Source organism: Afifella sp. JA880 (genome assembly GCF_025379905.1).
Lineage (GTDB): Bacteria > Pseudomonadota > Alphaproteobacteria > Rhizobiales > Afifellaceae > Afifella > Afifella aestuarii.
This window is the reverse complement of sequence record NZ_JAOANH010000001.1, coordinates 937,339-962,152: the sequence shown is the minus strand read 5'-3', so window position 1 is coordinate 962,152 and position 24,814 is coordinate 937,339. Positions and strand designations below refer to the sequence as shown.

Below are 24,814 nucleotides of genomic sequence, written 5' to 3'. Positions count from 1 at the left end.
TTGAACGAGCTGCCTCCGCAGGCGGTTCAGGCAGACATGCCTTGAACGATCTCGACGAAAGCCTCTGCAGCCCGCTTCACGCCGTCGCGCGTCACGTCGAGATGCGTGACGACACGCATGCGGTGCGGGCCTTCGACGCCGATGCGCATGCCTTTCTCCTGCAGTTTTGCGCCGATCGTGCCGGCGTCGAGCCCCTCGTCGAGCTCCAGAAACAGGATATTGGTGACGACGTTTTCCGGTGAGAGGGTCACGCCGTCGAGGCCGCGCACGGTGTCGGCGAAGAGCCTTGCATTGGCATGGTCTTCGGCGAGGCGATTGACATTGTGGTCGAGGGCGTAGAGCCCGGCCGCGGCGAGGATTCCGGACTGGCGCATGGCACCGCCCAGCCGGTGCTTCCAATGCCAGGCTTCCGCGATGAAGTCCTTTGATCCGGCGAGGACGCCGCCCACCGGACAACCGAGGCCTTTGGACAGATCGATCCAGGCGCTGTCGAAGCCGGCGGTGAAAGCCTTCGCAGGCGTGTTGGCGGCGACGACGGCGTTGAAGAGGCGCGCGCCATCCATATGCACGGCAAGCGAATGCTCGCGGGCGAGCGCGACGATGGCGGCAAGCTCGTCGACGGACCAGACCGCACCGCCGCCCCGGTTTGTCGTCTGTTCGACCGCGACAACCCGGCTGCGCGGACGGCGCATCCGCGGCGCGCGAATATGCGCCGCCACGGCGGCTGCGTCGAAGATGCCGTTCGGCGTCGCGATGGTGTGAAATTGCGCGCCAGCAAGCGCGGAAGCGCCGGCCCCTTCAGAGCCGAAGACATGGGCGCTTTCAGCCGCGATGATCTCGTCACCCGGCCGGCAGTGGACGAGGAAGGCGATCTGGTTGCACATCGTTCCAGACGGCAGAAAGAGCGCGTCGTCCATGCCGAGAAGGTCGGCGATCCGTTCGCAAAGCTGAAGGACCGTCGGGTCCTCTCCGCGCTGCTCGTCTCCCGTTTCAGCCGCCATCATCCGGGCAAGCATGTCGCGGCTCGGGCGGGTGGATGTGTCGGAGACGAGGTCGATGGCGATCGCGGATGTCGCAGAGGTCGCAGAAGTCATTGTCTGGCTTGGCTCAAATGGTGCTGGAGGCGGTCGAACAGGCGCGCGACGTCCTCCTCGTTGTTGTAGAAATGCGCGGCGGCGCGCAGATGCCCGTCTTTCGCGGCAACGCGGATGCCATCCTCGGCAAGCTCCGCCTCTATCCGTTCGGCTGAAACGCCGCCAAGATCGAGGCTGACGATCCCGGCGCGTTCATCCCAAGCCCGGGGCGTGCGCACTTTGACTCCGATGCGGTCGGCCCCCTCAATGACGAGGTCGGTGAGCGCGTGCACCCGTTCTTCGATCGCGTGGAGGCCGATGGCGGCGATAAATTCCGCCGAGCGACGCTGAATGGCGAGCCCGAGAAAGTTCGGATTGCCATATTCGAAACGGTGCGCATCCGGCGCATAGACGGGATCGGCAACCGTGCGGTCGAGTGTGTCGAAAGAGTATTTTGCTGCAAAGGGGGGCAGGAAACGGTTGAGTGCCCGCGGCGCCACATACATGAGCCCGGCACCGGTGACGCTCATCTGTGCCTTGTGCCCGCCGGCGGCGACGACATCCGCACCGAAATCGTCGAGCCGTCGATCGAGGACGCCGAGCCCCTGGATCGCATCGACGACGAAGAGGATGTCCTGCGCCCGGCAGAATGCCGACAAGGCGTCGAGGTCGGCGCGCTGGCCTAGACCGTAGGCCACCCACGCGACTGAAAGGATGCGGGTGCGTGCATCGACGGTGGCCGTGAGGGCTTCTGTCGTGACCATGCCGGAGGGGTCGGCGGGGACGATGCGCACCTCGATGCCGCGATGGGCGAGCGGGCGCCAGGGAAAGGTGTTGTTCTCGTGTTCGGCCTCGGAGATGACGAGATTGTCGCCGTCGCGCCAGTCGAAGCCCTGCGCCACGATATTGATCGCTTCGGAGGTGTTTTTGACGAGCGCGATCGTCTCAGGGGCGGCACCGAAAGTCGCGGCGACCTGACGGCGCGTCGCCTCCACACCGTCCATGGAAAAGGAGTGGCGGCCGGCCTCGGAGGAGGCGATGTCGGCGAACCATTCATACGCAGCCTCTTCGGCCAAGGCCGGCAGCAGCGCTTTGCGGGCGATATCGAGGTAGGCGATCTTCTCGGTCGCCGGGAAGAGCCCGCGGATTTTCCGCCAGTTCGGCGTGCCGTCGGCAAGAAGAAGGGGCGAGGGGTGCTCGCCGACGAGGCCGGCTTCGGCTTTCGGATCGTTCATTGAGGTCCTAGGTCGCGTGGGATATCTGGCCGAGGAAGCCGCGAGCGCGGTCGGTGGCGGGGGCGGAGAAAAAAGTCTCTGGCGGGGCAGCTTCGACGATCTCGCCCTGATCCATGAAGACGACCAGATCGGAGACGCGACGGGCAAAACCCATCTCGTGCGTGACGACGATCATCGACTGGCCGGATTGGGCGAGCTCCTCCATGACGTCGAGGACCTCGTGCACCATTTCAGGGTCGAGTGCCGATGTCGGCTCGTCGAAGAGCATCACTTCCGGCTCCAGCATGAGAGCACGGGCGATCGCCACGCGCTGACGCTGGCCGCCGGAAAGCTGGCCGGGATATTTCCATGTCTGCGAGGTCAGCTGGACGCGCTCAAGCAGCCCCTTGGCTCGCTCCGTCGCTGCATCTTCCGGCTCGCCGCGCGCATAGATCGCGCCGAGCGTGAGATTGTCCATGATGGAGAGGTGGGGAAAGAGATTGAAGTTCTGGAACACCATGCCGGTGTGCCGGCGCACCTCTGCGAGCCGTTCCGGTGTGCCGTCGAGCGTCGAGCCGCAAACGGTGAGCGTGCCTTCCTGAAAACTCTCAAGCCCGTTGATGCAGCGGATCAGCGTCGATTTGCCGGAGCCCGACGGTCCGCACAGGACGATGCGCTCGCCACTCGCGAGCCCAATCGAGACGTCGCGCAGTACGTGGTGCTTGCCGAACCATTTGTTGACCGCCTGCATGGTGACGACCAGTTCTTTTTGAGCCGTCATCGTTAGCGCTCCACCTTGCGGCCTCGTCGGGCGTTGGCCTGTTCCAGGGACCGGCCGTAAAGCGACATGCCGGAGCAGATGAGGAAGTAGAGCAGGAAGACGAAGAGATAGCCTTCGAGCCCGTAGCGCACCCAGTTCGGATCTTGCAGGGCGGCCTTGGTTGCGCCGAGCACGTCGAAGAGGCCGAGGATGGAGAAGAAGGTCGTGTTCTTGAAGGCGCGGATGATGTCGTTGAAGAGCGCAGGAATGGAGATCGCGAGCGCCTGCGGCAGCACGATCTTGCGCATGCGCTGAGAGTAGCTGAGCCCGAGCGCCTTGGCGGCTTCCTCCTGTCCGTCCGGGAGCGCCTGCAGGCCGCCGCGCACCACCTCTGCGGCATAGGCCGCGAAGAAGATGATCATGCCAATCTCTGCCCGCACCAGCTTATCGACGTTGAGCTGGTCGGGCAGAAAAAGCGGCAGGATGAGCGCGGCGAAGAACAGGACGACGAGAAGCGGAATGCCGCGCACGCATTCGATGGTGGCGACCGACAGGAAGCGGATCGCGGGCAGCTGCGAGCGGCGTCCGAGTGCGAGCAGGATGGCAAGCGGCAGTCCACCGGCGACGGTGCCGCCGAAGATCAGGAAGGTAAGGGGAAGCCCGCCCCAGAGATCCGTTCCGACATGCGGCATGCCGAAGATGCCGCCCTGCAGGAGCGCGATCGTGGCTATGAAGACGATGAGCCAGCCGATAAGGCGCAGCGACACGGCGAAGAGGTTGGTCGCCGTCAAGACGCCCCATACGAGCCAAAGGGCGATGATGACGCCGCCCCGCCATTGCTCCGCGTACGGGAAGGCGCCGAAGAGCATGACACGGTATTTTTCGGCAATCACCGCCCAGCAGGCCCCGGCCGCATCGCGGCAGGCGGCGCCCTCCGGCGCATACCAGACGGCGTCCCAGATGGCCCAGCGGAAGAGGCCCGTGAGCGCCCAGACGGTGATCGCGGCAAGCAGGACCGTCACGACGCTCATCAAGGGCGATGCGAAATAGCGCTTGTGCAGGCGGCCGAGAAAACCCGTGCTGCCCAGGGGCGGCAGACGCGCCGGCGCGCCGCCGATCTTTGCGTAGGAGGCTGGTGCTTCCGTCATCTCAGCGCTCCGGGATCTGCACGAAGCCGTTGACGAAGTTCGCAACCGCGCCGATCGCCAGCGACAAGGCGAGATAGACGGCCGCCATGATGCACAGGACCTCGATGGTGCGGCCGGAATAGGTGAGCATGGTGTTGGAGACGGAGAAGAGATCCGGGTAGCCGACGGCCACGCCGAGCGAGGAGTTCTTCAAGAGGCTCACATATTGCGCCGCGAGCGGCGGGATGATGACGCGCAGCGCCTGTGGCGCCACCACGCGGCGATAAAGGTCGATGCGGGTGAGGCCGATGGCGTTGGCCGCCTCGATCTGCCCGGAATCGACGCTGAGGAGACCGCCGCGGACGATCTCGGCGATGAACGCTGCGATATAGAAGGAGAGGCCGAAATAGATGGCGAGGAATTCCGGCGACAGCGTTATGCCACCGGCGAAATTGAAGCCCTTCAGTTCCGGGATCGACCAGGCGAGCGGCATTCCGAACGCGAGCCAGACGAGGAGCGCCGGCACGAAGATGGTGGCGAGAAGGACCGGCTTTGCGGACTTCCATTTTTGCCCGGTGCGCCGGCGGCGACGGTCGGCGAGATGCGCCACCCGCCAGGCGAGAGCGCAGCCGGCGAGGAAGGCGGCCGCGACCGCGGTGAATGCCGTCATGTTCTCCGGCGCCGGGATGGTGAGCCCCCGGTTGGAGGCAAAGACGAAGTCGAAGAAGGACCAGGACAGGCGCGCCGCGGGGAATAACGTGAAGAAGGTGTACCAGAAGACGATCTGGACGAGCTGCGGCGTGTTGCGGAAGGCGTAGACATAGGCGCGCGCAAGGCTGCTTGCGAGCGCGTTGGGCGAAAGCCGGGCGAAGCCGACGATTGCACCGATGATGCTGGCTGTGAGGATGCTGACGGCCGACAGCAACACGGTGTTGCCGAGGCCGACGGCGAAGGCCTTCAGATAGGTGTCACCGGAAGTGAAGCTGAAGAAGGCTTCGCCGAGGGCGAACTGCGTCTCGTCGAAGAGAAAGCCGAGACCAGAGGTCATGCCACGGTCGATCAGCGCCTGGCGCGCGTTGAGCACGAGCCAGATGCCGAGGGCGGCAAGCGCCGCGAGAAGCAGCGCCTGCCAGGAGATGGCACGAGAGCGCGGCTGGCGCCAGAAAGGCACCGCGCTCTCTCCAGTTGTCGAGGGAATGTGGGTCATGACCTCGGTCGCATCGATCTCACAAGCGATCTCACACGTGAGCTCACAGGGGCGGCGAGTAGATGAGGCCGCCGTCGGTGTAGAGGGCGTTGAGGCCGCGATCGAGCTTCAAGGGAGAGCCCTTGCCGACGTTGCGGTCAAAGACTTCGCCGTAATTGCCGACCTGCTTGATGACGTTGTAGGCCCAGTCCGGCTCAAGGCCGAGCCCGTCGCCGCCGGCCTTGTCGACACCCAACAGCCTGCGCACGGCCGCGTCGTCGCTGCTTTCCTTCATCTCATCGACGTTTTCGGAGGTGACGCCACTCTCTTCGGCCTGGAAGAGCGTGAAGACGGTCCACTGCACGATGTCGCGCCATTGCGGATCGTCCTGCCGCACGACCGGTCCCATCGGGTCCTTGCCGAAAAGCTCGGGCAGGATGACGTAATCGTCCGGATTGGGGGCGACCGCAGCACGCGTTGAGGAGAGGCCGGAGGAGGACTGCACGGCGACGTCGCAGCGTCCGCCGAAGAAGGCCGTGTTGATCTCCTTCTGATCCTCGATCACCACGAGCTGCAGGGAGATGCCGTACTTCTTCTGGATGTCGGAGACGACGCGCTCGGAGGTGGAGCCAGGGCGCACGCACACGCTCGCTCCGTCGAGTTCGGTAACGCTGGTGACGCCGAGCTCTTTCGGCACCATCAGGCCCTGGCCGTCATAGAAAGTCGGCGAGACGAAATCGAGGCCGAGATCGGTATCACGGCCGCGCGTCCAGGTGGTGTTCGCGACGGTGACGTCGACTTCGCCGGTCTGCAGGGCGGTGAGACGCGTCTGGTTGTTGGTCTTGAGGAGCTTGACCTTGCTCGCGTCGCCGAGGGTGGCGGCGGCGATGGCGCGGCAGGTGTCGACGTCGAGGCCCTGCCAGGCGCCCTGGCTGTCGACCGAGGAAAAGCCCGGCCGGCTGCCGTTGACGGCGCAAGTGACGACGCCGTTGGCCTTCACGTCGTCGAGGGTGCCGGCGATGGCCGGGGTCTGAAGCCCGGCGGCGGAGATGGCGCCGACGAGAAGCCCGCCGGCAAATAGGTGCTTCATCATATGTTCTCTGTGCCTCTTGTCTTGTCTTTGGTTTTGTCTGTTCCGGGTGCCCGATCGAGCTCCAGGCGGATCTCGAGGCCACGCTTCAGATGTCTGCGCATCAGTTCGGCGGCTTCCTCAGGCTGGCGGTTCACGATCGCTTCGAAGATCGTGATGTGCTCGACCAGGATTTCCTGGACGAGAGCGTGTGCGAAGTACCGCGGTAGGTGGAATGCCAGGCGGAATCGCATGCGCATCAGGCGCACCATCTCGGCAAGAGGGGCGCTGGCGGAAGACTGGATAAGCGCGTCGTGGAAGTCGGTGCCGACGTCGTCGATCTCGCGCGAGGTGAAGGCGGAGGGATCGCGCGCCATGATGCGCATCTTTTCTCCGCATGCGGTCAAAGCGAGGCTCGGCCCGCGCTCGGCCGCCCGGCGTGTGGCGAGACATTCGAGCGCCTCGCGCAGTTCGTAGATGTCGCTGATATCGGCCGCCGACAGTTTGCGGATGAAGGTTCCGCGCGCCGGCTTCACCTCCACGACGCCTTCCTGCTCGAGCTGGCGCAACGCGTCACGCACCGGCATACGGCCGATCCCGAGCTGCTGGGCGAGCTTGCGCTCCGACAAAGGGTGATCCTCCTCGAAGCTGCCCCCGAAGATCAAATCGACGAGGCGGCTATAGGCGCGGTCACGCTCGAACTCGAAGGAAACTGCCATGAGCCTCAGACTGGCTGACTGGTATACCAGTTTCAAGCCTAAAAATTCGGCGCGGCGCAATTCTGGCCTGAATGCGTGCGAGCTTGTGGAATTCGCTGCGCGGCGAGGTGCACGAAGATGCCGGGCAGGGTTGCCTGTTCGTGCGGATGCGGCACGAGCGACCGGGCGGGGCCGAAAGCCTCTTTGCTGCCCCGAGTTTATCCTTTTGCGCTCAGGGCGTTGCCGAGCCGGGCGGGGACGCTTATTAGCTGGGCCGGTCCGCCTTTCGCGGATCCGTGCCGTGGCGCGACGGGCCGATCCGGCCTTGCCCGTTGTTGTCGTGCCACCGGCCTCACAAGGCCAGAAGGAATACCAAAAACCAATGCCCTCTTATCGCTCACGCACAACCACCCATGGACGAAACATGGCCGGCGCGCGCGGCCTCTGGCGCGCCACCGGCATGAAGGACAACGATTTCGGCAAGCCGATTATTGCCGTCGTGAATTCCTTCACGCAGTTCGTACCGGGCCATGTGCACCTCAAAGATCTCGGCCAGCTCGTGGCCCGCGAGATCGAGGCGGCGGGGGGCGTTGCCAAGGAATTCAACACCATCGCCGTGGATGACGGCATCGCCATGGGCCATGACGGCATGCTCTATTCGCTGCCGTCGCGCGAGCTCATCGCTGATGCCGTGGAATATATGGTCAATGCGCATTGCGCCGATGCGATGGTGTGCATCTCCAATTGCGACAAGATCACCCCCGGCATGCTGATGGCGTCGATGCGCCTCAACATCCCGACCGTCTTCGTCTCCGGCGGCCCGATGGAAGCCGGCAAGGTGGTGCTCGACGGCAAGTCGCAATCGCTCGATCTGATCGATGCGATGGTGGCGGCGGCCGACGACCGCGTCAGCGAAGAGGACGTGCAGGTCATCGAGCGCTCCGCCTGCCCGACCTGCGGGTCGTGCTCAGGCATGTTCACGGCGAATTCCATGAACTGCCTGACGGAAGCCCTCGGCCTGTCGCTGCCTGGCAACGGCACGACGCTTGCGACCCATGCAGATCGCCGCCGGCTCTTCGTCGAGGCGGGGCATTTGATCGTGGACCTCGCCCAGCGCTGCTACGAGCAGGACGACGAGAGCGTCCTGCCGCGCAACATTGCCACCAAGGCGTCGTTCGAGAACGCCATGGCGCTCGACATCGCCATGGGCGGTTCCACCAACACAGTCCTGCACATCCTGGCGGCCGCCCAGGAAGGCGAGGTCGATTTCACCATGGACGACATCGACCGCCTGTCGCGGCATGTCCCGGTCCTGTGCAAGGTGGCGCCCGCCAAGAACGACGTGCATGTCGAAGACGTCCACCGCGCCGGCGGCATCATGGCGATCCTGAGCGAGCTTGACCGGGCGGGGCTGATCAACCGCGACGTGGCGACTGTTCATGCGGAGACGCTCGGCGATGCGATCGAACGCTGGGACGTGCGGCGTGCAGCCTCAGAAACCGTCACGGAATTCTACCGTGCCGCGCCGGGCGGTGTGCCGAGCCAGGAAGCCTTCAGTCAGGACAATCGCTGGAAGGAGCTCGACCTCGATCGCGAGGCGGGCGTCATCCGCGATGCCGAGCATCCCTTTTCAAAGGATGGCGGCCTTGCCGTTCTGAAGGGCAACATCGCGCTCAACGGCTGCATCGTGAAGACGGCGGGTGTCGACGAATCGATCCTGAAATTCTCAGGCCCGGCGCGGGTCTTCGAAAGCCAGGACGAGAGCGTGCATGCGATCCTGTCGAACAAGGTTGCCGCCGGCGATGTCGTGGTGATCCGCTACGAGGGACCCCGCGGCGGGCCCGGCATGCAGGAGATGCTCTATCCGACGAGCTATCTGAAGTCGAAAGGCCTCGGCAAAGCCTGCGCGCTCGTCACCGACGGGCGTTTCTCCGGCGGCACCTCAGGCCTGTCGATCGGCCATGCCTCGCCGGAAGCGGCGGAAGGCGGCGCGATCGGCCTCGTGCGCGACGGTGATACGATCGAGATCGACATTCCGAACCGCACGATCAACCTGATGGTGGACGATGCGGAGCTCGCAAGCCGGCGCGCCGAGCAGGACAAGGCGGGCTGGAAGCCGGCAAAGCCGCGCAAACGCCAGGTGACGACGGCGCTCAAAGCCTATGCAGCGTTGACGACGAGCGCCGACAAGGGCGCCGTGCGCCGCATTCCTGAATGAGCTAACATTTTCGGGCGGCTCTTGCGCTTCGCTACGGGGCGCTGGCGCCGCCCGAATTCGTTCGGGGCCTGCCGATCAGGCGGGCTTGTGCCGCTCGGTGCGGGTGCTGGCGCTCGCGCTGTGCAATCGCGACGACAACGTCGTCGCCAGAAAAACCACGACGAAACAGGCGGCGAGCAGGAGAACGATCGTCGGCGCCGGCGCGCTGTCGATGAAGAAGCTCGCATAGACGCCGAGAAACGCGCAGGCGACCGACAGGGACACAGCCACCAGCATCATCGGCCCGAAGCGGCGCGTGACGAGGAAGGCTATGGCGCCCGGCGCGATCAAAAGCGCGATCGTCAGAATGATGCCTGTTGCCTTGAGCGCGCCGACGATCGTCAAGGACAGGATGGCGAGAAGCCCGTAATGCATGAGCCCGACGGGGAGCCCGATGGCGCGGGCATGCTGCGGATCGAAGGCGTGCAGGAGAAGGTCGCGCCATTTGGCGGCGATGATGGCGACGGTGAGAAGCGCGATCGCCGCGCTCTGCCACAGATCGAAGGGCAAGACGCCGAGGATATTGCCGAACAGGATATGGTCGAGATGCACCTCGGTCTGGATCTTGGTGTAGAGGACGAGGCCGAGGCCGAACATGCCGGAAAACACGATGCCCATGATCGTGTCCTGCTTGATGCGGGAATTCTGGCTGAGATAGCCGGTGGCGATGGCGCAGGTCATGCCGGCGGCGAAGGCGCCGACGACGAGCGGCAGACCGGCGAGATAGGCGAGCACCACGCCGGGAAAGATGGCATGCGAGATGGCGTCGCCCATCAGCGACCAGCCCTTGAGCACCAGAAAACACGACAACAGCGCCGAGGGGACCGCGACGAGGACCGCAATCAGCATCGCCTCGCGCATGAAGGGCAGGGCGAAGGGCAGGACTGCGAGGTCGAGCGCGTTCATGCCGGGTCTCCCGGCTGCAGTTCGGCCAAAGCATGCGGCTCGCGCGTCCCGGCATCTTCCCTGAGCGCCTCGCGGGCGCGGCGCTTTGCAGCGAGAAGCCCGTGCTTGGGCGCCACGACGAAGGCGATGAGGAAGATCAGCGTCTGCAGAACGATGATGATGCCGCCGGTGGCGCCGTTCAGAAAATAGCTCGCATAGGCGCCGACGAAGCTCGTCGTGGCCCCGATTGCGACGCTGAGAGCGATGAGGCGGGGGAAGCGGTCGGTCAGAAGATAGGCCGTGGCGCCCGGCGTCACCACCATGGCGATGACCAGGAAGGCGCCGACCGTCTGCAGCGCGGCGACGGTGGAGGCGCTCAACAGCGTGAAGAAGACGAGCCGCATGAGGCCCGGATTGATGCCGATCGAGCGGGCATGGTTCTCGTCGAAGAACACCACCATCAGATCCTTCCACTTGGCGAGAAGGATGGTGAGCGAGACGGCGGCGATGATGACGAGCTGCGTCGTGTCGGCGGGGGTGATCGCCAGAATGTTGCCGAGCACGATCGTCTGGATGTCGACGGCCGCGGGCGACAAAGACACCATGAAGAGGCCGAGCCCGAAGAAGGACGTGAAGATGAGACCGATGATGGCGTCTTCGCGCAGCTTGGTGCGGTTGTTGAGGAAGAGCATGGCGCCGGCCGCGAGCCCGCCGGCGAGGAAGGCCCCGAAGGAGAAAGGCAGGCCGAGCATATAGGCGCCGGCGACGCCCGGAACGATGGAATGGGAGAGCGCGTCGCCGATGAGCGACCAGCCCTTCAACATGAGATAGGCGGAGAGGAAGGCGCAGGTGGCGCCGACGAGCGCGCTCACCCACATGGCGTTGACCATGTATTGATAGGCGAAGGGTTCCAGAAGCTGGCTCATGGCCGCTCCGCATCCTTCTTCGGCGGCGAGGCCTCGTCGCGCTCGCCATAGACGAGGAAGGGTTTTTCGTCGTCGGAGATCATGCCGATCGGCCGGCCCTGATCGGTGGCGGCGAGATCGAAATGGCGCAGGACGCCGCCGAAGGTGCGTTCCAGATTGGCGCGCGTGAATATCTCGTCCGTCGGCCCGGAAGCGAGCACCGTGCCCTTGACGAGAACGGCGCGATCGCAGAATTCCGGCACCGAGCCGAGATCATGTGTGGAGACGAGCATCACGCGTCCTTCCGCGCGCAGATCGCGCAGGAGCGCTATGATTGCATCCTCGGTTTTCACGTCGACGCCGGTAAACGGCTCGTCGAGGAGGATGACGCGCCCATCCTGGGCGAGCGCGCGGGCGAGAAAAACCCGTTTGCGCTGGCCGCCTGAAAGTTCGCCGATCTGGCGCTTGCGGAAATCGCTCATGCCGACGCGCGCGAGCGCGGACGCAACCGCGTCGTGATCGGCGCGCTTCGGCCGGCGCAGAAAGTTCATGCGCCCGTAGCGGCCCATCATGACGACGTCTTCGACGAGAACGGGAAAATTCCAGTCCACCTCTTCGCTCTGCGGCACATAGGCGACGAGGTTCTTTTTCAGCGCCGCCTCGACGCTGCCGCCAAGCACGGAAATCGAGCCGCCGGCGACCGGCACGAAGCCCATGATCGCCTTGAAGAGGGTGGATTTTCCGCTGCCATTGACGCCGACGAGGGCTGTGATCGTCCCGGTCGGGATCTCGAAGCTCGCATCGCGCAAGGCGGTGTGGCCGTTGCGATAGGTCACGGTGGCATGGCGGACAGCGATGCCCGAAGGATCGTCCGGTGCGGGCGCGGGATCTGGGCGCGGGGTGAGCGGGTCGGACGACATCATCATGGCACGAGGCACTTTGCGATCGTGTCGGAGGTGACGCGCAGAAGGTCGAGATAGGTCGGCACCGGCCCGTTTCCGTCACTCAGGGAATCGACGTAGAGCACGCCGCCATAGGTGGCGCCGGTCTCGCGCGCGACCTGCTCGGCCGGCTTGGCGGAGACGGTGCTTTCGCTGAAGATGCAGGCGATGTCGTGCTCATTAATGGCGTCGATGACGGCGCGCACCTGCTGCGGCGTGCCCTGCTGATCGGCGTTGATCGGCCAGAGATAGAGTTCTTTGAGGTCGAAATCTCGGGCGAGGTAGCTGAACGCGCCCTCGCTGGTGACGAGCCACCGTTTGTCGTCCGGGATTTTTTCAAGCTCTGCTTGGATGGGCGCGATGACCGCCGCAATTTTCTCTTTGTAGGCCGCGGCATTCGCTTCGTAGGTCGCGGCATTGTCTGGATCTGCGGTGATGAAGGCGTCGCGGATATTGTCGACATAGATGAGGGCGCTCGTCGGCGACATCCAGGCATGCGGGTTCGGCTTGCCGTTATAGGGCCCCTGCGAAATGCTCATCGGCTCCACGCCATCGGAGACGACGACGTTGGTCACATCGCCGAGATTGGCGAGGAAGCGTTCAAACCAGAGCTCCAGATTGAGCCCGTTGCGCAGAACGAGGTCGGCATCGCGCCCGCGCAGAAGATCGCGCGGTGTCGGCTGGTAATTGTGGATCTCCGCGCCGGGCTTGGTGATCGATTGAACCTCTGCTGCATCGCCAGCGACGTTCTGCGCCATGTCGGCGATGATCGTGAACGTGGTGACGGCCTTTAGCTTTTCCGCTGCCGCCACGTTTTGGCTGCCGACCCAAAAGAAAGGCAGCGCTGTCAGCGCAGCAAGCAAACGAAGCTTCGTCGTCAAAGCGTTCTCCATCGGTCAACGCGGCTTTTCCGCCGGCGCCTCTTTCAAATGACAGGGCACAGTTGCGAATGCAAGTGCAAACCATTTGCAAAAATGTAAGACTTTCGCCTCTGCGTGCTTCACGGTGAAAGACGCGGGGAAGCGGGCGTTTTGCGGTCTATGCGGCCTTTGCAGCCGTCCTATCAGGCGCTAGAGGGGGACAATGGGTGAAGTCAAGAAACGCCGCGATTACGAGAAAGAGCTGCGCGATGCGGGAATCCGGATCACGCGTGCGCGCAAGACGATCCTGAAGATCCTGGAAGAGGGCGAAAAGCACCCGGACGCGATGGAAATCTTCCGGCGCGCCTCAGAGATCGATGCGAGTGTCTCGCTCTCGACCGTCTACCGGACAATGAAGATCCTGGAAGATCGCGGCGCCATCCAGCGTCATGTCTTCGAGGGCGGGCCGTCGCGGTTCGAGCCGGCTGGCGGCACCCATCACGACCACCTGATCGATACGGACACGGGTGAGGTGGTGGAGTTCCGATCCGATAAGATCGAGGCTCTGCAGGAAGAGATCGCCCGCTCGCTCGGCTACGAGATCGTCTCGCACCGGCTGGAGCTTTATGTGCGCAAGATCGGCCGGCGCCGCGGCTGAGGCTTAGCGCGTAGCGGGTTGTTCCGACGAGAGAAACTGGAACGCCGTCTCCATATCCTGCGAGAGCGGCCGGTCGTCGGAATAGAAGGCAATCAAGCTACGCAGTTGGGCGAAAAGCCTGTCGGTTGCGGGCGCACGTGCCTCGGTCTGAAAGGCGTAGGCCTGGCCGGCAGCAAGCCATTCGATCGCAAGGAGGCGGGTGGCGTTCTCCACGATCGCAAGCGCTTTCAGTGCGGCCGGCGTCGGATGCGAAAGGTGATCTTCCTGCAATGCCGAAGTGATGCCGCCGTCGAGACTTGCCGGCGCGGCGAGGCGGCGGTTTTCGTTGACGAGCGAGACGGCCGCATATTGCGCGATCATGAAGCCGGATGCTGCGCCGCCTTCTGCCGCGAGAAAGGCCGGAAGCCCGCTCACCATCGGATTGAGAAGCCGATCGAGACGCCGCTCCGACATCGCCGCCACTTCGGCGATGGCCGTTGCCAGGCCGTCGAGGGCAAGCGCAAGTCCCGCGCCGACGGCATGGGCCTGCGAATGCACTTGCGGTGCCTCGGGGGTGCCGGTGACGAGCGGATTGTCGGTGACGGAGGCGAGCTCGCGGTCGATGACGGCGGCTGCGTCCTCGAAAAGGTCGCAGGCAGCCCCATGCACATGCGGCACGGCGCGCAGCGACAAGGCATCCTGCGTGCGTTTGCCGATGGCGGCGGCGACGATGCCGCTTCCCTCAAGGTGCGCCCGCAGTCGGGCTCCGACCTGTTGCAGGCCGTCGGAGCAGCGCAGCGCCAGCGCCTCGGGCGCGAAAGCGGCCGGGTTGGTACCAAGATTTTCCATCGTCATGGCGGCGATCGCATCCGCCCAGGAGAGAAGGCGGTTCGCACGCGCGAGCGCGAGACAGGCCAGACCCGTGGCGCAGGGTGTGCCGTTGACGAGCGACAGCCCCTCCTTCGCCTGAAGTTGGAGCGGTTCAAGGCCCGCCTTGGCCAGTGCCTCGGCCGCGGAGACGGTGCGGTCGCCGTCCCGCACCGAGCCGGTTCCGACGAGCACGAGCGCGATATGCGCCATATGGCTCAAATAGCCGACGGAGCCGCGCGCCGGCACGAGAGGCGTGAGCCGGGCATTCAAAAGAGCCGCAAGAGCTTGCGGGATCTCGCGGCGGACGCCGGAATGGCCGTGTGCGTAATTGTTGATGGCCGCAGCCATGATGGCGCGCGTCTCGACGACCGGAAGCGGTGCGCCGATGCCGGTCGCGTGGCTCATCAGGATGTTGTGCGAGAGCTGCTGTTGCAGCGGCCGCTCCACCACGACATCGCAGAGCGCGCCGACGCCGGTGTTGACGCCATAGGCGCGGATGCCGCGCTCGACGATCGCTTGCACGATGGCGGCGGCATTATCGATGCGCGAGAGTGCGGCTTGTGTGAGATCGAGAGGCGCCCCCTCTGCGACCTCGGCAACCTCCTGCCAGGTGAGGGAGCGATCGAGCGACACGCGGGGCATTCTGGCTCTCCGGGGCTTCAACCTCTGAAGCCGGTGATGAACTGGTTGAAGCGTTCCGAGGAGGATTCGGTGAAGATCTCTTCCGGCCGTCCTTCGGCCTCGACCTGACCCTGATGCAGGAAGATCACCTTGTCGGACACGTTGCGGGCAAACGACATTTCGTGGGTGACGACGAGCATGGTGCGGCCCTCGTCGGCGAGGCTGCGCATCACCTTCAGGACTTCGCCCACGAGCTCAGGGTCGAGCGCCGAGGTCGGCTCGTCGAAGAGAAGCGCCTTGGGTCGCATGGCGAGTGCACGGGCGATCGCGGCGCGCTGCTGCTGGCCGCCGGAAAGATGCGCGGGATAGTAATCGCGGCGTTCCGCGAGGCCGACTTTTTCAAGCAGCGCTTCCGCCTCCGCGATCGCCTCCGCTTTCGGCCGCTTCTGCACATGCACCGGACCCTCGATCAGGTTCTGCAAGACGGTCATGTGAGACCAGAGATTGAAGCTCTGAAACACCATGGCGAGCTCGGCGCGAATGCGGTCGACCTGGCGGCGATCCTTCGGCATCAGCCGGCCCTGGCGGTCGCGACGCATGTTGATCGTCTCGCCGGCGACCGTGATCTCACCTTCATCCGGTGTCTCGAGAAGGTTGATGCATCTGAGAAAAGTGCTCTTGCCCGACCCCGAAGCGCCGAGGATCGAGATGACGTCCCCGTCCTGCGCTTCTAGCGAGATGCCTTTCAAGACTTCGAGGTTGGCGAAGGATTTGTGGATGTTCTTGACCGAGATGGCCGGGACCGGGGCTTCAGTCATGGGAGGTCTCCAGCGATGTCACCGTGCGGCCTTCGCCGGAGATGCGCGGCCGCTCGCGGAGATGCGGCGACAGCCGGTGCTCCAAAAGGGCGATCAGGCGGACGATGATGAAATTGATGACGAGATAGATGAGCGTCGCGACCAGGAAGACTTCCATGGTGCGATAGGTCTGCGAAATGAGCCGCTGCGCCGTGCCGGTGACTTCCCAGACGGTGACGAGCGAGGCGAGAGCCGTCGACTTCACCATCAGGATGATTTCCGTCGAATAGGCGGGCAGCATGGCGCGCAAAGTGATCGGGGCGATGATCCGGCGCACGAGCAGGAAACCCGACATGCCGACCGAGCGCGCCGCCTCGATCTCACGCGGCGGCACCGCCTGCAGCCCGCCCCGGATGATTTCCGCCTGATAGCCGGCCGTGCAGAAGGCAAGCGCCAGGACCGCGCACCAATAAGGCTCGCGCAGCACCGGCCATGCAAAACTGTCGCGAATGACCGCGAACTGGCCGAGCCCATAATAGATGAGGAACATCTGGATGAGCAGCGGCGAGCCGCGGAAGATGAAGACATAGACGCGGGAGAAGGCCGACAGGATCGGACCTCCGACCGTGCGCATGACGACGAGGACGATTGCAAGCAAGGCCCCGAGGACGACGGAGGCGCCGAAGAGCGCCAAAGTCGTCGGCACCGCCTTGACCAGCGTCACGAAGGTGGAGGCGAGGAACTCGAAATCCATCGGCTCAGCTCCGCCCGAGGCCGTGCGAGAAGCTGACGGCGACGCGTCGCTCGGCGGCTGCGAAAAGCTGGCCGGAGATCGTGGTGAGCACCAGATAGAGGATGCCGCCGACGATGAAGAAGAGGAAATACTGGCGCGTGGAGCCCGCGGCGAGCTGCGAGGTGCGCATCAGTTCGGCAAGGCCCGTGACGGAAATCAGCGCCGAATCCTTGAGGCTCAGCTGCCAGACATTGCCGAGGCCCGGCAGTGAGAAGCGCAAGATCTGCGGGACGATGATCCGGCGAAAGCGCAGCGCCCGGCCCATGCCGATGGAGCGTGCGGCCTCGATCTCGCCCTTGGCGATGGCGTGAAAGGCCCCGCGATAGACCTCCGCCTGATAGGCCCCGGAGATCATGCCGACGGCGAGCGCGCCGGCGAGGAACGAGGGCAGGCCGAGGAAGCCCTCATATTGGAAGAGACGGCCGATGGCGCTGACCGCCTGGGAGCCGCCGAAATAGACGAGATAGATGACAAGGAGTTCCGGCGCGCCGCGAAGGATCGTCGTATAGGCGTCGCCGATGACCCGCGCGGGTCGCGATGACGAGAGCTTGGCGGCCGCCACGCCCGCCCCGAAGACGGCGCCGATGACGAGCGAGGCGGCCGTCACCGACAACGTCATCAAAGTCGCCCATAATAGCAGGCCGCCGCGGCCGTTGGGTCCGAATCCGATCAGGTCGATCCAGGACATCGCGTCTCTCTTGTTGCTGTTGCGGCGGTGCGCATCGCCGGTCGGCGCGAGGTGCCGTCGGGTGGGATGGCGGGCGGGCGAGCTTGTGGCCGTCCGCCTGCCGCGAACCGCATGCCGGCCAGGGAGGGCGTGCCCGAGTGAGGAGGCTTTTGCGGCATCCTCACCTGCGGGCGTGCCGGGCCGGCGCCGATTGGATTAGGGCGTGACGTCGACCTTCAGCCATTTTTCGCTGAGCGTCTTGACCGTGCCGTCGGCGACAGCCGCCTTGATGGCATCGTCGAACTTCGCCTTGAGATCGGTGTCGGACTTGCGCAGGCCGAGGCCTTCGCCTTCGCCCCAGATCTGGCCGCCGATCTCCGGACCGGTGAAGGCGAGATTGTTGTTCTCGGAAGCCTCGAAGGTGCCGAGCAGATAGGTGGCATCCTCAAAGCCGGCATCGATGCGACCGACCGACAGGTCGAGGTCGCGCTCGGCGGCGGTCTTGTATTCCTTGATCGTCGCCACGTCGCCGAAATTCTCATAGACGAAATTGGCATAGACGGTGGAGCTCTGAATGCCAATCGTCTTGCCCTTCATCGCCTCGCGCAAGGGGGCGATCGCGTCGGCCTGGTCGTGCACGTCTTCGAGCTTGATGACCGTGCCGGTCCCAGGAAGGTCGGCGAGTTCGCTGTCCTTCGGAGCTGCGAAGACGGCGGGCGTCGCCGCATAGGGAACGGTGAAGTCGATCACCTTCTGACGCTCCGGCGTGATCGACAAAGCGTCCATGATGACGTCGAACTTGCCGGCATTGAGGGCGGTGATCATGCCGTCCCAATCCTGCGAGATCATTGTGCATTCAAGGTCTGCATGCTCGCACAGCACCTTGAGGAGGTCGGGCTCGAAGCCGACGATCCGGCCGCTTGCATCGGTGAGGTTCCAGGGCGCATAGCCGCCCTCGAGCGCCACGGTGACCTTCTTCCAGTCCTTCGCCGAAGCGGCGGCAGGCGCCAGAATGACCGCTGCAAGTGCACCGGCCAGCGCAATTGTCTTGAAACTCATCCCGTTCTCCTCTGTGCGGAGCGTAGCCGCCCCCTTTGCTGACGCACATCCCGGAGAGCTGCGTGGGCCGTGGCCCGAAGCCGCGAAGATGGTGTCTTCGCGGGCCGGGCGAGGGACGGAAATGGCCGGGAAACCGTCCTATTCCTCCTTGCCGCGCTTTTCGTTTGCCATCGCGGCCAGCAGCGCTCTAGCTTGTACATACAAGTGACTGTATCCAAAATCGCAACGCTCGCAAGCCGAAATCCGACATCAAATTGTGCACACGCGAAAAGGGCCTAAGAAATGGGCATCGATGCCGGCAAGACCGGTGCTGGCGCTGAGACGCCCCGTTATGCCGCGGTAAAGCGCATGATTGTCGAGCGGATCGCCGCGGGCGACTGGCCGCCGCGTCACCGCGTGCCGTCGGAAAACGAACTCTCCGCCAAGCTTGGCCTGAGCCGCATGACCGTGAACCGGGCGTTGCGCGAGCTCGCGGGCGAGGGGGTGCTGACGCGGGTGAAAGGGCTCGGCACCTTCGTCTCAGAGGGCAAGGGCCAGACCTCCGTCTTCGCCGTGCGCAACATCGCCGACGAGATTGCCGAACGCGGCCACAGCTATGCCGCCCAGGTCGTTCTGCTCGAGACGCTGGAGGCGAGCCGGGAGATCGCCGGGGATCTCGCAGTCGCGCCTGGGATCTCGGTGTTCCACAGCCTCGTCGTCCATCGCGAGGATGGAATTCCGGTCCAGCTCGAAGACCGGCTGGTCAATCCGCGGCTGGCACCGGACTATCTCATGCAGGATTTCACCGCCCGCACACCCAATGATTATCTGAACGCTGTCATTGCCTGGACGGAGGCGGAGCACACCGTGGAAGCCGTCCTGCCGGCGGCCTGGGAAGCGCGACTTCTCGCGATCGGCCGCACCGATCCCTGTCTTTCCATCCGCCGCCGGACCTTTTCCGGCGACAAGATCGTCACCTCAGTCCGGCTCGTCGTTCCAGGCGGCCGCTACAAGATCAAGAGCCGCCACCAGGCCAATGCCGTTTGAAGTTTCCGTCTGCCCAAAGAACGCCGTCCTCCGCCCACCCGATCGGGCTTCCGCCCGCACAGCCGGAGCAACGCGGCGCCTCAGGGCATCATCTCGCTAGAGGAGTGTTTCATGGGACCGCAGGTCGATCCGGTCGTCTCCGATCAGAAATTTCCTGAAAAGGCCGATGCCGTCGTCATCGGCGGCGGCATCATCGGTGTCAGTTCGGCCCTGTTTATGGCCGAGCGCGGCATGGATGTCGTGGTGGTCGAAAAGGGCCACATCGCCGGCGAACAATCGAGCCGCAACTGGGGCTGGGTGCGCCAGCTCTATCGCGATCCGCGCGAATTCGATCTGATCCGCGAAGCGCTCGGCCTGTGGCGGGGGATCGATCAGCGCATCGACGGCGACACCGGCTTCACCCAATGCGGCATCCTCTATGGCGCGCGAAACGACAAGGACGTGGAAGCCTATCGCGCCTGGGCTGAAAAGGCGGCCGCTTCCGGCATCGCGACGGAGCTTCGTTCCGGCAGCGAGATGGAGAAACACCTGCCGGGCGATCGCGACCTGCCAAAGGCCATCCTTCTGTGTCCGGGTGACGGGCGTGCGGAGCCCCAGAAGGCGGCGCCCGCAATTGCGCTCGGCGCCCGGGCCCGCGGCGCCCGCATCTTCACCGATTGCGCCGCGCGCGGGATCGAGATGGCGGGAGGTGAGGTCGCTGGCGTCGTCACGGAGCGCGGTCGCATTGCGACTAAGAACGTCGTCGTCGCGGGCGGGGCCTGGAGCCGGCGCATTCTGAGCGATCTCGATATCGTCCTGCCGCAGCTCAAGGTGCGTGCGAGCGTTGCCCGCACCTCGCCGGTCGAGGGTGGGCCGGAGGTCTCCATCTGGGATGACGTTCTGGGTCTCAGGAAGCGCGCCGATGGCGGCTACACGCTGGCGAACGGGCTTTCCAACGCGGCGCCGCTGACGCCCGACAGTTTCCGCTTCTTCTTCGATTTCCTGCCGGTTCTGGCCATGGACTGGCGCCATGTCGGCCTGCGTCTCGACGAGCGCTTCTTCAGCGAATGGCGCGAGCGCAAGCCAGTGCCTTACGATCAGCCGTCGCCTTATGAGGCTTGCCGCGTCCTCGATCCGAAGCCGGACCTTGGCTATGTGCGCAAGTGTTTTGAGGAAGCGAAACGGCGTTTCCCGGTCTTCAACGAGGCGCGCCTCGTGCAGACATGGGCTGGCTTCATCGATACGACGCCGGACATCGTGCCGGTGATCTCGCCGGTCGAAGGTCGTTCGGGCCTCATCGTCGCCACAGGCTTTTCGGGCCATGGTTTCGGCATCGGTCCGGGGGCGGGGCATCTCGTTGCCGATCTCGTGACCGGCGAAAAGCCCATCGCCGATCCGCACGCCTTCCGCCTGTCGCGCTTCAGCGATGGCAGCCGCCCGCGGCCGATGACCAATCTGTAGGGTTATCGTATGCCGATAGGAGGATCCGGCCGCCATGCCCGCTCGTTTGGCAGCCGGATCTTGCGTCTCAGTCCCATTTTCGGGCGCTTTTGGACGGCGTCGTCTTGGTCACGAGTGCCGCCACGATCTCGAAAAGTCCGACGGCGACATGCGGCACCCAAACCTCGCTGGCAAAGCCGAATAGGAAGGGGGAGCTCGCAAGCAGCGCGCCTCCTACTCCGTCGAACCAGAGATGAATGCGCATTGGCAGGTGTCGCAACAGGCCGAGTTCGTAGATCGTGCCGAGACTGTAGATGATGGTGACCCCGCCGATGACCATCGGAACGCCCTCAGCCACGCGCGCAGCATCTTCGCCGGTGACGTCGAAGCCGACGAAGTAAGGGACCGCGATCAAGAGTGCGCCGACGAGATAATCGAGCACGCCGTGAATGAGGGTCGGAAGAAACCGCAAACTGTCTCCGATCTTGAAAGAGGCTGGCCAGCGTGGGTTGGAGAAAAGCGGGCCGGGGGCGAAGCGCCACGGCCCGCTCTCCTACGCGCGCCTCAGGAGGAGGCGCTGTCCATCCAGGCTTTGTGACGGCGTTCGTCCTCCAGGCCGCGCTCGAAGATCGGGCGTGCTTCGGGTGGGACCGCGGAATTTCCCGCGCCGCTGGAATAGGCGGCGATCGTGTCGCTTTCGTTGCTGCTCATCGCTTTGAGGATGGTGCTGTCGCCCGCGATGCCTGCCATTTTGACTTTCCCCGTCGTCAGCATCTCCTTCATGTCGCCTTCCGCAGGCACTTCCGCGCCGTGCTGGGCCGCAAGGTCGCGCAGCTCTGACAGGTGCCGGTGATGATCGCTGCGAAACTCCTCGATCTGGCGTTTGAATTCAGGATTTTCCAGCCGCTCGATCGTAGCGTCGTAGGCGGCGATTGCGTCCCGTTCCAAATAGACGAAATTGGTGATCAGCGTCTTGATGTCGCCTTCGCTGCCGACTGTGGTTGCCATGGAGTCGTCTCCGTTGTTGTTCGCGTGCTGGCAACACGGGGAGGGCGAGCCTGTTCCGAAAAAAGGGTTGACTTATATTCAGCCGGCGTAGACTTCTATTATCTTATGTTATGAATATGCGGATAGAAGAATTGTGATATTATTTCTGGCCTGAGTGAAAAGCTTGCGGAGGCGTGGCGGCTGCAACTGGGACGGCCGCCGTCTTCCCAGCTTTGGGTGGGTCAGAGAGCTTCGCCCGCGGCGTTGCGGCCGGCGATGCATCCGAAGGCAAGGATCCCGGCGATGTTGCCGCCACCTGCCGGACAGCGTTCACCGTACATCGAGCCGAGTTCGCCCGCTTTGTGGAGCTTTGGGATCGGCTCGCCGAAGGCGTCGATCACCCGGCCTGTCGGGTCATAGCGCGGGCCGCCCCTCGAGGTCGGCTCTTGGGATGCTTTGTACCAGCAAAAGGGTGTCACCTGCGAAAACTGCCATGGTGCGCAGACGCCCACCTCGCCGGCGACGGATGCCGCCTGCCACGCCTGTCACGGACTTACGCGGACCTTGCAGCCCGAACGATGGTCAGCCCCAACCCGCCTGCGTCACATTTGGGCGAGACCGACTGCACGGAGTGCTCAAGGTGCATTCGCCCTCGACACTCTTTTGCAGCGTTTGCCATCAATTCCCAAGCCTCGTTATGCCGTCGGCAAACGTGGATTGACGTGGCAGCTTGTTTGCTGAGACGTGCTTTGTTGCAGACACAAGACGTCAGCGAATTGAGTGAACCGGACAATGTCGGCGGAAAACGAGTGGCGGCGCTGGAGACGCTGTTTTTGTAGCTTGTTAGTATTAACGAATTGTTTGAGAGTAAACGTATCTGCGACGTTGAGGCACGCAACTGAGCCCGCTGGGAAGACTAAAACCTACCGTTGCGACTCTCTTATCGCAAGCTTATGAGCGTTGCCAGGGTCATCCTGCAAAGTCCGAGGGAGGGTTCTCCATCTCCAACACACTTGAAGTTGCCGTCGAATTGAAGCCGAAAGACGGCGTGAAAAGAAATGGAATGGCGTCTCCTTACGAGGGCGGGCGCGATCGCTCATGCCTGGTAAGCGTGGTGGTCGTTGCTTCAGCGTTTTCCTTACACAGAGAATGTCTCTGTGCAGTGGCAGCGTTCCTTCGGAAGCGTTACTATTTTTTTGAAATTTTGCTTATCGCGCCAGCCTCAGATGAAGTAGTTGACGATCTCGTCGCAGATATTGCTCGAGTTGCCCCGCAGATTCGCCTGCTTCAGATCGACAGCGCCAATGATTTCGACCGACTGGCCATTCATGGCTATCAGGAATGCATTGGTGACATCGTCGTGTTGACCTCTGCCGACGAGCTCCCCTTCATCGATCTCGCCACCGTGCTGGAACCGATGCAGAGGGGGGAAAATCTCGTTCGGTTACGGCGCAAGTCGGGTTCCCTGCTCGAAAAGGTGAGTTCCCTTGTTATCCGTTCAATCACTGGCTTTGATGTCGATACCCGTTTTTACCGCACCCTTGCCGTCAGTCGGCAATTGTTGAGCGAGCTCCTCGCCTATCCTGAAGAGATTCAGCTCTTCCGTTTCAAGGCGCATCATCTTTTCGGCCGCCAGCGTGTGATCAAGACGGATGCTGCCCCTGTGCGAGGTGGCTTCAGGCGCCTTTTGCGACGCATCGACCTCGTGGCGCGACTCGTTGCGACATCCGCGCCGCGCCTCCTCCGTTTCGCGGCCGCGCTCTGTGCTCTTTTCGCGATCGCCGCCTTGGGGTCGCTTCTCTACGTGTTGGCTGTGTGGCTGCTGAAGAATAATGTCGCCGAGGGATGGACGACGACAACGACGATGCTTGGGGCATGGATGTTTGTTCAACTCGGAGCAACGTCGCTCATGTGTCTCGGCCTGTCGCGACTCCTCGATCGGCAGGAACGCTCGCGGGCGCCACGGCTCCTCAACGAGGTGACGGTCAGTGATCTGTTTGGTAATGCCAGCGTCCTGAACGTGGAGATGGCTGAGCCGCCTGAGGTGCGCCCGCGGTGAACAACCGACAGACTGGGCTGCACAAGAGGTCCATCTTCTCGCGGGGGACCTGTCATTCGGGAGGTTGTGTGGTAGCGAGCCCGCTGGCCGCCCTGAGAGGATAAATGACCGACGAGCCCATTTACGAGCGAGCTGTCCCGCGCTGCGAGTCCTTTGTTTTTCGAGAGAGGACGACCCGTTTTTGCACGGTCGTGCCGGTGATCAACGAAGGCGAACGCATCATATCCCAGCTTTCCCGGATGCAGGAGCTTGCGGTCGATCGGCTTACCGACGTCGTCATCGCTGACGGCGGCTCCACTGATGGCTCAATGGAGGCGGAACGACTCAAAGCACTGGGTGTGCGCGCGCTGCTCGTCAAGAAAGACAAGGGCAAGCTCTCCGCACAGTTGCGGATGGCGTACGCGTTCGCCCTTGATGAAGGATATGATGGGATCGTCACCATCGACGGCAACGGCAAGGATTCCGTCGAATCGATCACGCGTTTCGTCGACGCGCTTGATGACGGGATCGATTACGCCCAGGCCTCGCGCTTCATCGAAGGTGGGGAAGCCGTGAACACGCCGCCGATCCGTACGGCCGCTATCCGTCTCATTCATGCCCCTCTCTTGAGCCTGGCCGCCCGGCGCCGTTTCACCGACACCACGCAGGGATTCCGAGCCTATAGCCGGCGCTATCTTGAACATCCCGAGGTGCAGCCTTTCCGAGCCTGCTTCGAGACTTATGAACTGCTCGCGTATTTGACAGTGCGAGCCTCGCAGCTGGGGCTCAGAACATGCGAAATTCCGACCACCCGAAGCTATCCCGCGAATGAGCCCGTTCCGACGAAGCTGACCGCGCACGGCAACGCTGACTTGATGCGGATTCTCTTCCGCACCCTGGTGGGCCGCTACAACCCCTGACGCCC

The 24,814-nt window shown here is 63.8% G+C and carries 26 protein-coding genes; 7 read left to right on the top strand and 19 right to left on the bottom strand.

The window, feature by feature from the left end:
• Positions 1-26: 26 nt before the first annotated feature.
• The 7 genes from NYQ83_RS04470 to NYQ83_RS04440 are packed head-to-tail and all read right to left on the bottom strand — an operon-like array spanning position 27 to position 7,148.
• A complete protein-coding gene (locus tag NYQ83_RS04470; protein WP_261212821.1) occupies positions 27-1,094 on the bottom strand; it encodes a threonine aldolase family protein in 1,068 nt (355 codons plus the stop codon).
• On the bottom strand, positions 1,091-2,308 hold the full coding sequence (locus NYQ83_RS04465) for an aminotransferase class V-fold PLP-dependent enzyme (protein WP_261212819.1): 1,218 nt from the start codon (positions 2,306-2,308) through the stop codon (positions 1,091-1,093). The genes NYQ83_RS04470 and NYQ83_RS04465 overlap by 4 nt, the downstream gene beginning before the upstream one ends.
• Positions 2,309-2,315: 7 nt before the next feature.
• On the bottom strand, positions 2,316-3,068 hold the full coding sequence (locus NYQ83_RS04460) for an amino acid ABC transporter ATP-binding protein (protein ID WP_261212817.1): 753 nt from the start codon (positions 3,066-3,068) through the stop codon (positions 2,316-2,318).
• A 2-nt stretch (positions 3,069-3,070) separates the two neighbouring features.
• On the bottom strand, positions 3,071-4,195 hold the full coding sequence (locus tag NYQ83_RS04455) for an amino acid ABC transporter permease (protein ID WP_261212815.1): 1,125 nt from the start codon (positions 4,193-4,195) through the stop codon (positions 3,071-3,073).
• Between the two features lies 1 nt (position 4,196).
• Entirely contained in the window at positions 4,197-5,381 is a 1,185-nt protein-coding gene (locus tag NYQ83_RS04450; protein ID WP_261212813.1) for an amino acid ABC transporter permease, read from the bottom strand.
• 43 nt (positions 5,382-5,424) lie between these two features.
• Positions 5,425-6,453, bottom strand: coding sequence for an amino acid ABC transporter substrate-binding protein (locus NYQ83_RS04445; protein ID WP_314733286.1), 1,029 nt, complete (start codon positions 6,451-6,453; stop codon positions 5,425-5,427).
• Positions 6,450-7,148 carry a GntR family transcriptional regulator gene (locus NYQ83_RS04440; RefSeq protein WP_261212812.1) on the bottom strand — a complete coding sequence of 233 codons (699 nt, stop codon included), beginning with the start codon at positions 7,146-7,148 and terminating at the stop codon, positions 6,450-6,452. Before NYQ83_RS04440 ends, NYQ83_RS04445 begins: the two co-directional genes overlap by 4 nt.
• A gap of 361 nt (positions 7,149-7,509) precedes the next feature.
• Between NYQ83_RS04440 and ilvD the strand changes: the two genes are divergently transcribed.
• A complete protein-coding gene (gene ilvD / locus NYQ83_RS04435) occupies positions 7,510-9,345 on the top strand; it encodes a dihydroxy-acid dehydratase (RefSeq protein ID WP_261212809.1) in 1,836 nt (611 codons plus the stop codon).
• A gap of 75 nt (positions 9,346-9,420) precedes the next feature.
• On the opposite strand, the gene NYQ83_RS04430 is transcribed toward ilvD, so the two are convergent.
• From NYQ83_RS04430 to NYQ83_RS04415, 4 genes are read right to left on the bottom strand one after another with little or no spacing between them, the layout of a single operon-like run.
• Entirely contained in the window at positions 9,421-10,290 is an 870-nt protein-coding gene (locus NYQ83_RS04430) for a metal ABC transporter permease (RefSeq protein WP_261212807.1), read from the bottom strand.
• Positions 10,287-11,195 carry a metal ABC transporter permease gene (locus NYQ83_RS04425; protein ID WP_261212805.1) on the bottom strand — a complete coding sequence of 303 codons (909 nt, stop codon included), beginning with the start codon at positions 11,193-11,195 and terminating at the stop codon, positions 10,287-10,289. Before NYQ83_RS04425 ends, NYQ83_RS04430 begins: the two co-directional genes overlap by 4 nt.
• Positions 11,192-12,097: a manganese/iron ABC transporter ATP-binding protein gene (locus NYQ83_RS04420; protein WP_409976978.1), complete on the bottom strand. Its 906-nt coding sequence runs from the start codon at positions 12,095-12,097 to the stop codon at positions 11,192-11,194. Before NYQ83_RS04420 ends, NYQ83_RS04425 begins: the two co-directional genes overlap by 4 nt.
• On the bottom strand, positions 12,097-12,978 hold the full coding sequence (locus tag NYQ83_RS04415) for a metal ABC transporter substrate-binding protein (protein WP_409976977.1): 882 nt from the start codon (positions 12,976-12,978) through the stop codon (positions 12,097-12,099). Before NYQ83_RS04415 ends, NYQ83_RS04420 begins: the two co-directional genes overlap by 1 nt.
• A 220-nt stretch (positions 12,979-13,198) precedes the next feature.
• Between NYQ83_RS04415 and NYQ83_RS04410 the strand changes: the two genes are divergently transcribed.
• On the top strand, positions 13,199-13,633 hold the full coding sequence (locus tag NYQ83_RS04410; protein WP_261212803.1) for a Fur family transcriptional regulator: 435 nt from the start codon (positions 13,199-13,201) through the stop codon (positions 13,631-13,633).
• A 3-nt stretch (positions 13,634-13,636) separates the two neighbouring features.
• Here NYQ83_RS04410 and hutH read toward each other — a convergent pair whose 3' ends face one another.
• The 5 genes from hutH to NYQ83_RS04385 form a co-directional block, all read right to left on the bottom strand.
• A complete protein-coding gene (gene hutH / locus NYQ83_RS04405) occupies positions 13,637-15,124 on the bottom strand; it encodes a histidine ammonia-lyase (protein ID WP_261212801.1) in 1,488 nt (495 codons plus the stop codon).
• A 17-nt stretch (positions 15,125-15,141) separates the two neighbouring features.
• Positions 15,142-15,921: an ABC transporter ATP-binding protein gene (locus NYQ83_RS04400; RefSeq protein WP_128293059.1), complete on the bottom strand. Its 780-nt coding sequence runs from the start codon at positions 15,919-15,921 to the stop codon at positions 15,142-15,144.
• Positions 15,914-16,654 carry an ABC transporter permease gene (locus NYQ83_RS04395; RefSeq protein WP_261212800.1) on the bottom strand — a complete coding sequence of 247 codons (741 nt, stop codon included), beginning with the start codon at positions 16,652-16,654 and terminating at the stop codon, positions 15,914-15,916. The genes NYQ83_RS04400 and NYQ83_RS04395 overlap by 8 nt, the downstream gene beginning before the upstream one ends.
• A 4-nt stretch (positions 16,655-16,658) precedes the next feature.
• Entirely contained in the window at positions 16,659-17,381 is a 723-nt protein-coding gene (locus tag NYQ83_RS04390) for an ABC transporter permease (RefSeq protein WP_261212799.1), read from the bottom strand.
• Positions 17,382-17,576: 195 nt separating this feature from the next.
• Positions 17,577-18,419, bottom strand: a complete 843-nt coding sequence (locus NYQ83_RS04385) for a transporter substrate-binding domain-containing protein (RefSeq protein ID WP_261212798.1) — start codon at positions 18,417-18,419, stop codon at positions 17,577-17,579.
• A gap of 282 nt (positions 18,420-18,701) precedes the next feature.
• Here NYQ83_RS04385 and hutC point away from each other — a divergent pair, with 282 nt between their 5' ends.
• Both hutC and NYQ83_RS04375 read left to right on the top strand, forming a co-directional pair.
• On the top strand, positions 18,702-19,445 hold the full coding sequence (hutC, locus tag NYQ83_RS04380) for a histidine utilization repressor (RefSeq protein ID WP_261212796.1): 744 nt from the start codon (positions 18,702-18,704) through the stop codon (positions 19,443-19,445).
• 111 nt (positions 19,446-19,556) lie between these two features.
• Positions 19,557-20,885: an NAD(P)/FAD-dependent oxidoreductase gene (locus NYQ83_RS04375; protein WP_261212795.1), complete on the top strand. Its 1,329-nt coding sequence runs from the start codon at positions 19,557-19,559 to the stop codon at positions 20,883-20,885.
• Between the two features lie 67 nt (positions 20,886-20,952).
• Here the strand turns inward: NYQ83_RS04375 and NYQ83_RS04370 are convergent, their stop codons facing one another.
• The 3 genes from NYQ83_RS04370 to NYQ83_RS04360 all read right to left on the bottom strand — a co-directional run bounded on the left by NYQ83_RS04370 (position 20,953) and on the right by NYQ83_RS04360 (position 22,330).
• Entirely contained in the window at positions 20,953-21,336 is a 384-nt protein-coding gene (locus NYQ83_RS04370) for a hypothetical protein (protein WP_261212794.1), read from the bottom strand.
• Between the two features lie 92 nt (positions 21,337-21,428).
• On the bottom strand, positions 21,429-21,872 hold the full coding sequence (locus NYQ83_RS04365) for a ferritin-like domain-containing protein (RefSeq protein ID WP_261212792.1): 444 nt from the start codon (positions 21,870-21,872) through the stop codon (positions 21,429-21,431).
• 221 nt (positions 21,873-22,093) lie between these two features.
• Positions 22,094-22,330: a hypothetical protein gene (locus tag NYQ83_RS04360; RefSeq protein ID WP_261212791.1), complete on the bottom strand. Its 237-nt coding sequence runs from the start codon at positions 22,328-22,330 to the stop codon at positions 22,094-22,096.
• Here NYQ83_RS04360 and NYQ83_RS17825 point away from each other — a divergent pair.
• The 3 genes from NYQ83_RS17825 to NYQ83_RS04350 all read left to right on the top strand — a co-directional run bounded on the left by NYQ83_RS17825 (position 22,308) and on the right by NYQ83_RS04350 (position 24,809).
• Complete coding sequence (locus NYQ83_RS17825) at positions 22,308-22,592, top strand: cytochrome c3 family protein (RefSeq protein WP_409976957.1); 285 nt, start codon at positions 22,308-22,310, stop codon at positions 22,590-22,592. The two genes, NYQ83_RS04360 and NYQ83_RS17825, sit on opposite strands and share 23 nt — an antisense overlap.
• A gap of 421 nt (positions 22,593-23,013) precedes the next feature.
• Positions 23,014-23,910, top strand: a complete 897-nt coding sequence (locus NYQ83_RS04355; protein ID WP_261212789.1) for a glucosyl transferase — start codon at positions 23,014-23,016, stop codon at positions 23,908-23,910.
• Positions 23,911-24,014: 104 nt separating this feature from the next.
• On the top strand, positions 24,015-24,809 hold the full coding sequence (locus NYQ83_RS04350) for a glycosyltransferase family 2 protein (protein ID WP_261212788.1): 795 nt from the start codon (positions 24,015-24,017) through the stop codon (positions 24,807-24,809).
• The last annotated feature ends 5 nt before the right edge of the window (positions 24,810-24,814 follow it).